The 12,597-nt window shown below is 33.1% G+C and carries 13 protein-coding genes; 6 read left to right on the top strand and 7 right to left on the bottom strand.

From position 1 onward, the window contains the following. The first annotated feature begins 3 nt into the window (after positions 1–3). Positions 4–438 carry a CoxG family protein gene (locus STK_RS03170; protein WP_010978538.1) on the top strand — a complete coding sequence of 145 codons (435 nt, stop codon included), beginning with the start codon at positions 4–6 and terminating at the stop codon, positions 436–438. Beyond that, entirely contained in the window at positions 435–833 is a 399-nt protein-coding gene (locus STK_RS03165; RefSeq protein ID WP_010978537.1) for an SRPBCC domain-containing protein, read from the top strand. Before STK_RS03170 ends, STK_RS03165 begins: the two co-directional genes overlap by 4 nt. Here STK_RS03165 and STK_RS03160 read toward each other — a convergent pair. Then, positions 830–2,407 carry a GTPBP1 family GTP-binding protein gene (locus STK_RS03160; RefSeq protein WP_010978536.1) on the bottom strand — a complete coding sequence of 526 codons (1,578 nt, stop codon included), beginning with the start codon at positions 2,405–2,407 and terminating at the stop codon, positions 830–832. The two genes, STK_RS03165 and STK_RS03160, sit on opposite strands and share 4 nt — an antisense overlap. A gap of 60 nt (positions 2,408–2,467) precedes the next feature. Between STK_RS03160 and STK_RS03155 the strand changes: the two genes are divergently transcribed. Continuing rightward, the gene (locus STK_RS03155; protein ID WP_010978535.1) at positions 2,468–2,980 is read left to right on the top strand and encodes a ZPR1 zinc finger domain-containing protein; all 513 of its coding nucleotides are present in this window, start codon (positions 2,468–2,470) and stop codon (positions 2,978–2,980) included. Here the strand turns inward: STK_RS03155 and hsp20 are convergent. Together hsp20 and mce are read right to left on the bottom strand one after the other, a co-directional pair. Then, positions 2,967–3,479, bottom strand: a complete 513-nt coding sequence (gene hsp20, locus STK_RS03150) for an archaeal heat shock protein Hsp20 (protein ID WP_010978534.1) — start codon at positions 3,477–3,479, stop codon at positions 2,967–2,969. The genes STK_RS03155 and hsp20 overlap by 14 nt on opposite strands. Positions 3,480–3,523: 44 nt before the next feature. Continuing rightward, positions 3,524–3,946 (bottom strand): methylmalonyl-CoA epimerase, encoded by a 423-nt coding sequence (gene mce / locus STK_RS03145; RefSeq protein ID WP_010978533.1) that lies wholly within the window; start codon positions 3,944–3,946, stop codon positions 3,524–3,526. 90 nt (positions 3,947–4,036) lie between these two features. Between mce and STK_RS03140 the strand changes: the two genes are divergently transcribed. After that, complete coding sequence (locus tag STK_RS03140) at positions 4,037–5,710, top strand: acyl-CoA mutase large subunit family protein (RefSeq protein WP_052846364.1); 1,674 nt, start codon at positions 4,037–4,039, stop codon at positions 5,708–5,710. Here the strand turns inward: STK_RS03140 and STK_RS03135 are convergent. Both STK_RS03135 and STK_RS03130 read right to left on the bottom strand, forming a co-directional pair. Next, entirely contained in the window at positions 5,700–6,230 is a 531-nt protein-coding gene (locus tag STK_RS03135; RefSeq protein ID WP_010978531.1) for a phosphoribosyltransferase, read from the bottom strand. The genes STK_RS03140 and STK_RS03135 overlap by 11 nt on opposite strands. Further along, positions 6,223–7,308: an alkaline phosphatase family protein gene (locus tag STK_RS03130; RefSeq protein ID WP_010978530.1), complete on the bottom strand. Its 1,086-nt coding sequence runs from the start codon at positions 7,306–7,308 to the stop codon at positions 6,223–6,225. The genes STK_RS03135 and STK_RS03130 overlap by 8 nt, the downstream gene beginning before the upstream one ends. Positions 7,309–7,453: 145 nt before the next feature. On the opposite strand from STK_RS03130, the gene STK_RS03125 reads away from it, so the two are divergent. Continuing rightward, complete coding sequence (locus STK_RS03125) at positions 7,454–8,998, top strand: phytoene desaturase family protein (RefSeq protein ID WP_052846891.1); 1,545 nt, start codon at positions 7,454–7,456, stop codon at positions 8,996–8,998. A gap of 41 nt (positions 8,999–9,039) precedes the next feature. Then, the gene (locus STK_RS03120) at positions 9,040–10,857 is read left to right on the top strand and encodes an AAA family ATPase (protein ID WP_010978528.1); all 1,818 of its coding nucleotides are present in this window, start codon (positions 9,040–9,042) and stop codon (positions 10,855–10,857) included. On the opposite strand, the gene STK_RS03115 is transcribed toward STK_RS03120, so the two are convergent. Next, positions 10,796–11,590 carry an inositol monophosphatase family protein gene (locus STK_RS03115; protein ID WP_010978527.1) on the bottom strand — a complete coding sequence of 265 codons (795 nt, stop codon included), beginning with the start codon at positions 11,588–11,590 and terminating at the stop codon, positions 10,796–10,798. The genes STK_RS03120 and STK_RS03115 overlap by 62 nt on opposite strands. After that, entirely contained in the window at positions 11,590–12,561 is a 972-nt protein-coding gene (gene trxB / locus STK_RS03110) for a thioredoxin-disulfide reductase (RefSeq protein WP_052846363.1), read from the bottom strand. The genes STK_RS03115 and trxB overlap by 1 nt, the downstream gene beginning before the upstream one ends. Positions 12,562–12,597: the final 36 nt, after the last annotated feature.

Here is a 12,597-nt window from a genome sequence, read left to right as displayed (position 1 = left end):
CTTATGAAATTTGAAGGGGAAGTTCAAGTTCCTATCTCTTCCCAAGAATTATGGGAATATGTCACAAGTCCAGAAAAAATAGCATCATGTTTTCCAGGTCTAAAAAGTCTAAACAAAGAAGGAGACGAATATAAAGTCGTAGGCTCTACCGGTATTGGATTTATAAAAGGAGATTATAAAGCTTCAGTAAAATTCGTCCAAATAGATAAAGAAAATAAAACAGTTACTTTAGTAGCGAAAGGTAACGGATTAAATAGTAATGTAGATATAAATGCTTTAGTTACTGTAATAGACAATCCTACTAGGCTCAAGTATTCTGCTGATGTAAAAGTGAGTGGTATATTAGCTTCAATAGGAGCTAGATTAATGGATTCTGCCGTTAATAAAATTTTAAATGATTTATTTGAATGTATTAAAACAAAGGCGAGTAATAGATGAAATTACAAGGAAAAATTAAAATAAATGATATAAAAAAAGCCGAAATTTTTATTTCTAGTTATTACAATTTACTGCGTTGTGTTCCAGGTATCGAGGATATCGAGGAAAATAGATTTGTAGCAAAAAGCAGAATAGGGTTCTTAACTATTGAAACTGATGGTGAAGTCAAATCTTTTAATAAAGGAGATAATTGGTCTGAAACTGTTATAGAAATATTAGGAGCTGGAGTAAAAGCTACAGTAAGAAGTTTAGTTAGAATTCAGAATCATGAGTTAATTTATGATGTTGATTACGAAGTTGATGTTCAAATCCCCGCATTAAAAAACTTTGTTGAAAAACACGTCTCACAATTAACTAAACAAATTTTAGAGTGTACGGCACAAGCAGTAAGCTAATCTAGTAATTCAGTTATTATACCTAGACCTCTTGTTCTTCCTTCTCTAAACACAAATATTTGATCTTTCTCTATGTATTCTGGCCTGTAAAGAAAAGATAGAACAACTTCTGAGGAATCACCAGTACGTAAATATTTCTTAGTTATTTTTTCAAATTTTACAGCTTGTCTTATAGTGTAAAGGTGTAATGTTGCTACATAACCTTCTCTTATTGTTGTTGGATGATGAAGTACTATTACTTTTGCCTTAAATTTCTTATGAGCTTTAGGATCATTCTTGACTAGCACCATGCCTTTTCTCAACGTATCTTTTTCAACTCCTTGTATTGCAAAAGTCGCAATACTGCCGGAATAAACAGTATCGACAAAAATTCTATTTAGCTGTATAGACTTTACTTTGACTGGTTTAAATTCACCAAACTTTGTAGGACCAATATAATAAATGTCGTTCGTATTTACACTCCCGCGTATAACAGAGCCCAAAATAACAGTTCCAACGCCAGTTACGTTATATATCTCATCAATATAAACTAAGGGAGGTTGCGAAATACTTACTTTCTCTACTTTATTTTTAGGAGGTAACATATTTAGAAACTTTATAAGCAAAGATAGCCCTTCTCCAGTTACATTAGAGACTTTAAATATTGGAACTACTCTTCCAGTTCTCATAGCAAGAATTGCATTTAACAAATCTTCTTCACTCTCTACCTCAATTACAAGTCTATTTATTCCAGGAATTTTTAGAACATTTCTTATATCAGTTATTATCTCATTAATTCTTTCTTTCGGATATTTATCAATTTTAGTTATAACAATAAAAATTGGAAAATGTAAAATAGATGCTACTGCTAAATGTTCCTTCCCCATAGCTGATAAACCGTCATCTGATCCTACAACGAGCATAACATAATCTATCTCGTAACCTAACAAACCTTTAAGCGTAGTTCTTAGATATCTCTCATGACCACCTAAATCTACTAAACGTATAATTTTAGAACTATTTAGTGTTACATCAGCTTCGTCTAACGGGTCTCGTAAGTTCCAATTTACTACTTCCCCATTATCTTTTAAGCCAAGAACTCTTAGTGTTATGGAAGAAGTTCTACCTGATATTACTTCATGGACGTGTTTAGCTACCATTGCTCTCAAAGTACCATTGCCATCGTCTAATTTTCCAAAAATAAGAGCCCCAGTTAAAGTGCTTTTGCCAGCATTCACATGACCCATGACTGCAATATTTACTTGTACCGGTATTTTGTCTCTATGAATTCTAACTAAAACTTCAGCAATATATTTTCCTTTTTTTGCTTCTACTTTCCTTACATGAACTATCTTTGCATTAATAATGGATGATATTTTTGAAAGAATTTCTAAGCTCTTATTCAACTCGTTCTCTGTTAATCCTAATACTTCACCATTATCGCTAACACCAATTATATAGAAAGCCTCTCCTCCTCCTTCTTCTAATCTATACTTCATTTGAGACGCTAACTCTTGTAATCTACTTTCATCCTTACTGGTAAGAATAAGTTTATACTCAATCTTACCATCTTCACTTTCTCTAGGATAGTTCATCTCACCACTTTTATCAATAAATAATTTGTACTAGGGTTTAAATTTTATAATTGAAGATAAATGAGTGAGCCTAAATTACTCTATGAAGGAAAACACATTTGCCCGGTATGCCATAAAGAGACTCTAGTAATTAAAGAGTACGTTTATGAGGCTCCTAAGGTAGGCAAGTTAGAATTATCAGTTTGGGAGTGTGAAAATTGTGGATTCAGAGTAAGAGATGTAAAACCTTTCGAAACACTAACTCCTATAAAGTTAGAATATAAAATTGAAACAGAAAACGATCTAAATACTATCGTATATAGATCAGCGTTTGCTAGCTTAATAATTCCAGAGTTAGGTGTTGAGATAACAGCTGGCTCTGCTTATCAAGGAATTATAACAACTGTGGAAGGTATATTAGAAATCATTATAGATCAAATAAATGAGTGTAATGAAAAAACGTGTAAAGATATATTTGAAGCAAAAGAGGGTAAAAAACCATTTACATTGATCATAGAAGATCCTAGTGGATTAAGCTTTATTCAAAGCGAAAAAGTAGTTATAAAAAAATTAGATAATTCTACTCAACCTTAATTTCGGTACCAGCTTCTTGGTGCTGTTTCTTCTTCAAAATTACTTGTAATACACCATTATTATACGTAGCTTTAGCACTTTTATCATCAACCTCAGTAGGTAATTCTACCTCTTTATAATACTTTCTATCTTCACCTTGTGCTTGTATGATCAACTTATTTCCAGAAATTTTTACTTTAATCTGATCTTTATTCACGCCAGGTACTTCAGCTATTACTCTAACTTCATCATTTTTCTCTATAACATCAACTAATGGTTCTCTTTCTTCACTTACTATAGGTTTCCCCTTAAAATTCCTTACGTTTCCAAATTCTTCAATTTTTGGTTTTCCGTCTGGCCCTACTGTTATTCTAAATCCATAAACGTAAGGACCGTAAACTTTAGCACCTTCTTCACTACCTAATCTCATAAACTCTCTTTCAAATCTCTCAAATTCCTCCTCTATTTCTCTAAAAAGTTCATCAAATAAATCGAAAGGATCTCTATATTTCCTTGACATTGTTGATCCCAATAATATATATCAAACTGAAGTTAAAAAATCATTTATTCTCTCGGCTGAACTAACTCCAGTAAAACACCCATCACACTCTTAGGGTGAACAAACGCAACTAAATGCCCTCTAGCACCAGGTCTTGGCTTTTTATCAACTAACTGAATTCCTTGAGATTCTAACTCCTTAAGTGAAGACTCTATGTTTTCAACTTTTATAGCTAAATGATGTAAACCCTGACCCCTATTTTTAATGAATTTAGCTACAGTATTATTCATATCTTCATGGTTAATAGGTTCTAATAATTCTATTGCTGTTTCGCCTTCTTTACCAGTTAAAAATGCAACCTTTAAGCCTCTATCCTCCAACACTTCTCTATGTATAACCTTCATTCCCAACTTTTCAGTATAAAATTTTATTGCTTCCTCTATATTTTCCACAGCAATACCTATATGATCTATATTTTGTGTCTCCATCAATTGTATTTTTACATTTTTGACTTAAAAGTTTGTTTAAAAAAGCAAAAGTTTTAAGTGTTTAAACATATATAAATGCGGGATTTAGATTTGGATACTGAGGAGAAAATTAAAGAAAGTTACCAGCAGTGGGAGGAAAAAGTTCTAAAGCCATGGTTGAGCAAAAGACCTGAAAGAAAACAATCATTCTCTACTCCCTCGGGAATTGAAGTTAAGAGATTATACACACCATTAGACCTTAAAGGTTCTTATGCCGAAAAAATAGGTTTTCCAGGTGAATATCCCTTTACCAGAGGAATTTACCCTACAATGTATAGGGGAAGATTATGGACAATTAGACAATATGCAGGGTTTGGATCCGCTGAAGACACAAATGAAAGATTTAGAAAATTACTACAAGCAGGACAAACTGGTTTAAGTATGGCATTTGATTTACCAACACAGTTAGGATTAGACCCTGATCATATCTTAGCGTTTACAGAAGTTGGTGTTGTTGGAGTTTCAATGTTCCATTGGAAAGAAATGGATATAGTGATGAGTGGCATACCTTTAGATAAGGTAACTACGTCAATGACAATCAATGCCACAGCAATAGAATTGCTTTCAATGTATGTAGCTACAGCTGAAGCAAGAGGAATTGACAAGAAAGTTTTAGATGGAACAGTTCAGAATGATATTCTAAAAGAATATATAGCGAGGAAAAACTTTATATATCCGCCAGAACCGTCTATGAGATATGCAATAGATTTAATAGAATATTCAGCTAAAAACATACCAAAGTGGTATCCAATAAGTATTAGTGGATATCACATTAGAGAAGCTGGTGCTGATGCAATACTTGAGGTAGCATTTACACTAGCAGATGGAATTGAGTATGTAAGAAAGACAATGGAAAGAGGAATTCCAGTAGATGAATTTGCGCCTAAACTCTCATTCTTCTTCGCTGGATATACTAACATTTTTGAAGAAGTGGCAAAGTTTAGGGCGGCAAGGAGAATGTGGGCCAAAATAATGAAAGAATGGTTTGGTGCTAAAAAACCAGAATCAATGATGTTAAGATTCCACACACAAACTGGCGGTGCCGAGTTAACAGCACAACAGCCAGAAATAAATATCATTAGAACTACTTTACAAGCTTTAGCTGCTGTACTAGGAGGAACTCAAAGCTTACACGTAAATTCCTATGATGAAGCCTTAGCTTTGCCAAGTGAGAAAGCGGCTAAGATTGCTATAAGAGTTCAGCAAATTATTGCGTATGAGAGTGGTGCTGCTGACACAATAGACCCATTAGCTGGATCTTATTACATTGAAGCACTAACAGATGAAATTGAGGAGAAAGCATGGAAAATAATTGAAAAAATTGAGAGTATGGGGGGCATGATGAAGGCTATTGAAAAAGGTTATCCACAAGCAGAAATTGCTGAAAGTGCTTATAGGATTCAAAAGAAAATTGAAAGTGGAGAAATGGTTAAAGTAGGTGTAAATATGTTTTATGAACCAGATTGGATTGGAACTACTGAAGTATTTAGGGTTAATCCAGAAGTGAGAAATAGAGTTCTAGAGAGATTAAAGAAATATAGAAGCGAGAGGGATGAAATAAAGTGGAGAGATTCACTAAATATGTTAAGGAAAGCTGCAGAAAAAGAAAATGAAAACTTATTCCCATACATTTTAAACGCTATAAAAGCTGGTGCAACAGTAGGAGAGATTAGCGGAACTTTAAGAGAAATATGGGGAGAATATAGGGAACCATCTATTTTCTAAGTTTTCTCAAAATATCAAAATATTTTTCCTTTTTATCTATTGGTGCATTTGTGTTTTCTCTTACTACTTCCCATTTATCCCATGGAAAAATGATCCATTTATCTAATATTTTATAATAATAATCAGGATATTTCCTAGACCAAGGTTTCACATATACCGTAGCTGATCTAATGAGAGAAGGATTATACATAGTTATGATGTTACCTACAGCATCTAATGTTTCACCAGTATCTGCTACGTCATCTATTATTAGAACCTTCTTATTTTCTAAGTTATCTACATAAACAGCTTTTATTACTGGTTTTCTTTCTCTAGACTCAATTCCTTTATAGAATTTTATATCTATGTATTTTATATTTCTAATCCCTAATGCGTCTGCGACTAATTTAGCTGGTATTACTCCACCAGTTAAGATAGCAACAATAACGTCTGGCACAAAGTCATCATTAACCATTTTCTCTACAACATCTAAAATCCCTTCTTCTATTTCTTCCCATTTAGGTACATAATATTCAACCATTTAGTATCACCAGAGGAACATACATTTCGTCTTCAGATAAACCACCATGATGACCTTTTAATTTTGCGTAATCATCTGTTTGATCTTTAAAGGAGTATATATACGCTTTGTTATCCGAGGGTACAGCTATAAAATCAGCATTTATATTTTCTGCTCCTACAAGCCTTTCAAAATCCACTTTTTCAAAAACTTTTAATTCAGGGTACTTGTGATAGAGATATGTCTTTAAATCAAATTTTGTTAAGAAAAATAAAGCTCTTGAATCCCCATATGGGGGCAAATATAACATATCTAGAAGTTCAGTATCTTGGTTTAACAGTATATGGGAAGATGCTTCAACATGACCATGATCAGCTGTAATAACGAATATATAATCTTGGTGATGCAAAGCTATTTGTCTAACTCCTTCAAAAATTTCCTTTATAGCTTGCTTTACTGGTAAAGATGAAGGACCATACTTATGAGCTAAAGTATCTATATCTGGTATGTAAAAATAAACAAAATCGTAATCTTGAAGTATATTAGAAAATTCGTATAGCGCATCCCAATATGTTACATACGTTTTTGTTGTAGATACTTTCCCATGGGTTGCTAATGTAAATTCAGTATTATCAATACCTTTGGGTATGACTTCCGCGGTCTTTTTATCTTTTACTTCAGTTAAGTAGCTTTTAACATTTGGAAATGCACTCGAAAACTTGATATTTTCAGTTACAGTATCCCTATTTCCAATTGCTGGATAAGTGAATCTAAGAGCATTAGCTATTCCTCCTAGCCTCTTAGACAAAGTATTATAGCCTAGAATTCCATGTTCACCGGGTAATTGTGCTGTAAATAATGTGGTTAATACTGTTGATGTAGTTGAAGGAAAAACAGTAGTTATCTTGTTTTCACTTTCAAGACCTACAGATTTCAACATGTTGTAACCTAGTCCGTCAAGAAGAATTAATGCCAATTTTTTACCAGAAATATTTATCTTATTTCCCCTACATTCTCTCTTTACTCCAAGAAAATCAGCTATACCACAGGCAAGATTATAAATACTATTCCTCATATAATCTGGGTAAATGAAATTCATACCACTAAAGTTTTATTTAAGTTAATTAAGTTATCCTAAATGAACCCAACAGAAATGTTATTGGTTTTCGCGTATACAGCAGTAGGTTTATCTGTATTGGGTGCTATACTAGCAATAGTATTTAGAATTAAAAGAGGTGAATAGAATTTACGATGTAGTAATTATAGGTGGAGGTCATAATGGTTTAGTTGCAGCATCCTACTTAGCGAAAGAAGGTTTGAAAGTTGCAGTATTTGAAAGAAGAAACGTTATAGGTGGTGCAACAGTAACTGAAGAATTATGGCCTGGAATTAAAGTTTCCACAGCATCATATGTCTTTAGCTTATTTAGAAAAAAGATAATCGACGATCTAAGACTATATGATTTCGGGCTGAAAGTATATTTAAAAGACCCAAGTCTGTTTGTCCCTTTTGGACAGAACAAGAGCATAACTATTTGGACTTCAACTAAGAAAACAGTAAAAGAAATTGAAAAGTTTTCAAAAAAAGATGCCCAGTCTTATGAAAAATTCGTAAAAATTCTAGAAATTTTCTCAGAGATAGCAGATTTCTTAATATTAAATAAACCAATAAACCTCTCTGAAGCAGAAGAATTACTTAAATTATTTAAAGGTTTAAACGTGGACGAAAACACAGCATTGACTATTGCGAGGATGTTTTTCCAGGACGGGAAGTCATTCCTAGATGAATTCTTCGAAAGTGAAGAAGTAAAATCAGCCTTGATAGAAGATTCTGTTGTAGGAACTTACGCTTCTCCCTCTACTCCTGGTACGGCTTATGTATTACTTCATCATAATTTCGGAGAGGTTAATGGAGTTAAAGGAGCTTGGGGTTATGTGGAAGGAGGAATGGGAAATGTATCCAATGCTCTTAGGAGGGTTGCAGAATATTATGGTGCAGAAATTTTTCTTAACTCAGAAGTTGATGAGATAATTGTTAAAAATGGTGAGGCTAAAGGAATAAAATTAAAAAACGGAAAAATAATAGAGAGTAAAATAGTTCTTTCTAATGCTGATCCCAAGACTACATTTCTTAAACTATTAAGAAATGCTGAATTAGATGAAGAATTCATTAGAAAAGTAAATGCACTTAAGACTATCGGTGTATCATTTAAGATAAACGGATACATAGAAGAACTCCCAGATTTTGGAAATGGAAAATCATTAAGACCAGAGCATATAGCTTCAGAACTAATTATACCCTCTGTAAGTTACGTAGAAAAAGCATATTTAGATGCAAAAAATTTGGGCTATTCCAGAGAACCATGGTTATCAATTAACATCCCATCAACTGTGGATCCTACGTTAGCACCTCAAGGGAAGTTTGTCTTCACAATTTTCGGCCAATATGTACCTTATAGTAAAGATCTTGATAAGATTAAAGATAAGATAGCAGAAATCAGTATTGAAAAAGTTAGAGAATTTGCACCCAATTTTAAGCCTATTAAATACGAAATATTAACGCCTCTAGATATTGAAAGAAGATTTGGAATATGGGAAGGGAATATATTTCATCTTGACATGACACCAGACCAATTATACTTCTTTAGACCTCTGATAGGATATTCTAATTATAGGACTCCAATAAAGAACCTATATCTGTGTGGATCTGGGACTCATCCAGGTGGTGGTGTTACTGGAGCACCAGGATATAATGCCTCTATGGAGATTTTGAAAGACATAAAACATTGACTATAATTTAAATATTTGCAAATTCATAATGTTTTTTGAACATGGGAGTTACTCAATTTATTCCATTAATAGAGGTTCTTGGTGCTGTTGGAATTACAATAGTCCTTCTGGTTCTCCTATTCAGAAAGCAGACTCAAAAGTTCATATTATCAGACAAAGCTCTACAAATACAACAAAAGTCTCAGAAAAAGAAAGAAGAAGTTAAAGAAAAAATTACATGGGATATGATCGGTGGATATGATGATGTAAAAAAAGAAATTAAAGAATATATAGAGATTCCACTGAAGTATAAGGAAATAGCTAAAAAATATGGATTGAGACCTCCGAAAGGGATTTTACTATTTGGTCCACCTGGTTGTGGTAAGAGCTTAATGATGAGAGCACTAGCAAATGAGGCAAAAATTAACTTTATTTATGTTAATGTAAGCGATATCATGAGCAAATGGTACGGCGAAAGTGAAGCTAGACTTAGAGAATTGTTTGCAAATGCTAGGAAAAACGCACCATGCATATTATTTTTTGACGAAATAGATACTATAGGAGTTAAAAGAGAAAGTCATACTGGAGATTCTGTCACGCCTAGATTACTTTCTCTGATGCTGTCAGAGATAGATGGATTACAAAGCGAAGATGGGGTTATTATTGTTGGTTCTACTAACGTTCCACATCTTTTAGATAAAGCACTCTTAAGGGCAGGTAGATTTGATAAACTAATTTATATTGGTGTGCCTGATAAAAAATCTAGAAAAGAGATATTTCTTATTCATTGTAAGAATATGCCTTTAGGTGAAGATGTTGACTTTGATAAATTAGCCGAAATGACAGAAAGATTCACCGGAGCCGATATAGCAAATGTATGCCAAGAAGTTGCTAGAATGGCTGCTGTAGAGGCATTAGAAAAGGGAGTAGAAAGAAAAATAACACTACAAGATTTCATAAACGTAATTAAGAGATATAAACCAAGTGTAACTCTACAAATGCTTGATGAATATGAGAAGTTTAGGTTAGATTATGAGAGAAAGTTCAGAGGACCCGAGTTACCAGAATCAGAGGATGCTGAAAAAATAACTTTAAATGATATAGGAGGATATGAAGAGATAAAGAAAGAATTATATGATTTACTAGAAATGCAATTCAAGTACTATAATTTAATGGAACAAATGAAGATTCCATCAATTAGAGGAATTTTACTTTACGGACCTCCAGGTGTAGGTAAAACAATGATGGCTAAAGCACTAGCAAGAACTTTAGGTGTTAGATTAATTATGCTAAGTGGAGCAGAAATTCTTTATAAGGGATATGAGGGTGCTGTTTCAGCAGTTAAAGAAGTATTTAACAGAGCTAGAGAGAATAAGCCTTCCATCTTACTATTAGATGAGCTTGACGCTATTGCTCCTAAACGTGAAAACCAAAAGTCAGAGGCTTCAAAAATAGTTAACCAACTTCTAACTGAAATGGACGGAATTAGAAGTTTGAAGGAAGTAGTGGTTATAGGAACTACAAATAGATTAGAAGATATCGATCCAGCATTAAAAAGACCAGGCAGATTTGATAGAATAATTTATATGCCATTACCTAATAAAGATGAAAGAAAAGATATATTTGAAAAGTACTTAGGTAAAGATATATGTGAACAAGTGAATTGCGATAAATTGGCTGACATTACTGAGGGTTACAGCGGAGCTGATATAGCTGCTGTAACAAGAGAAGCAAAACTGAAAGTCTTAAAGGAAATAATAAGGGGAAACAAAGAAAGAAAATTGACTTATGAAGACTTATTAGAAGCTATTGCAAAAGTTAAGCCTTCTGTAAAGAAAGAGCAATTAAATTCAACAAGTTCTGATCTGAAGAAAGAATAATTTCCTGGATTTGTTCTACTTTTTCTATTCCTACTCTTATTTCTTCTAATCTTGAGTTCCTAGGAATTATTCCAAGCCTTTTACAGAAGTTAGAAGAAGCTGCCACATCAACATTTCTTAATTTTCCCCTAACATCAAAATAAATAGATGCTTTACCAGTACACACTAAAATCATATCTAATGAGGCACTCCCTAAACTTCTTATTTTATAATCAGCATTTAATGAATCAAGAAAGTTCTTTACGGATAAAAGCCTTGACCTTGAAAAATATGCTAAGATCAGAAGTCTGTCTGGTGGATGAGGAGTACTAATTTTTTCTTCATCAATATATGAAAAATTTTCATCATATGAATATATCTTTTTAGTGAATATATTACCTACTACACCAGTAAAAGAGGACAAAATATCTTTTTCTCCTCTTCTATAAACTGCTATAGATACTGAAGACCAAGGAATTCCATTTAGGTAATTTGTACTTCCGTCTAAAGGATCAATAATAGCTATATACTCATAGTTTTCTTTATTAACCACACCAGCTTCCTCTGAGACGAACATAAATTTGTATCCAGAATGATTAAGCCTATCGAAAATCAATTCTTCTGATTTCTTATCAATAACCCTAGTAACATCATTTCCATGTTTTCCTATGATTTTATCAATACCTTGTTTATCTTTTTCTTCATATAGGAAAGAAATTATTTCCTTTGTAATCTTTACTAAAACCTCTCGCATTACTTTTTCCTCTTTTTCTCTGTTAAATAATTAAAAGCACTATGTGCGGCTACCGCACCTTGTGCAGCTGAAGTTATAATTTGCCTAAAACCTAACCACATCCCAGTACAATCACCAGCAGCATATACACCTTCTATATTAGTTCTCATCCATTCATCTACCTTAATATACCCATGTGAATCTACTTCTAGGCCATTTTGCCTCGCAAAATCTGTTGGCGGATCGAAACCAATTTCAACAAACACTCCATTAACATCGAGTTCTCTAATTTCATTAGTCTTTAGATTTTGAACAATAACCTTTCTAACTATTTTGTCACCTTTAATTTCTTTAACTACTGAATTTAAGATAAACTCAACATTTGGTTTTTGCTTTACGCTCTCTACATAAATTGGTTGTGCTTTAAATTCATCTCTTCTATGTACAAGATATACTTTAGTTGCATAACGAGAAAGAATCTCAGCTCCTTCTAATGCAGAATCTCCTCCTCCAACAACAACAACTGGTCTGTTCTTGAATAGCGGAGCATCACAAACTGAACAATAAGAAACACCTTTACCAGTAAATTCAGCTTCTCCTGGCACATTTAATTTTCTTCTCTTTACGCCTACCGCAACTATTATTGCATCAGCTTTGAACTCTCCTCTTCTTTTAGTTTTAACGATAAATTCATTATTTTCTTTTCTAAAGTATTCTACTGTATCCATAATTGCAGGGACGTTATATTTTTCTATGTGTTTATTGAATAATTTTATCATATCAGCAGCTTGAATTCCAATTAAACCTAAATAATCATCAACCTCTCCAGCTTCTGTTAATTGTCCTCCAGGTGTCTCACCTATCATTAGAGTCTTTAGCATAAACCTTGCACTATATAGGGCTGCACTATACGCTGCAGGACCCATACCAATTATAACCACATCAAACTTTTCTCCTGGTCTTACATCAAATGCTCTAGGTAAAAGACTCATCATTAATATTATGTGTTAAAGTAAATAAAAGAGTTT

It is taken from the genome of Sulfurisphaera tokodaii str. 7, assembly GCF_000011205.1.
GTDB lineage: Archaea > Thermoproteota > Thermoprotei_A > Sulfolobales > Sulfolobaceae > Sulfurisphaera > Sulfurisphaera tokodaii.
Note: the sequence above shows the minus strand (reverse complement) of the source record. Positions and strands in the feature narration are given on the sequence as shown.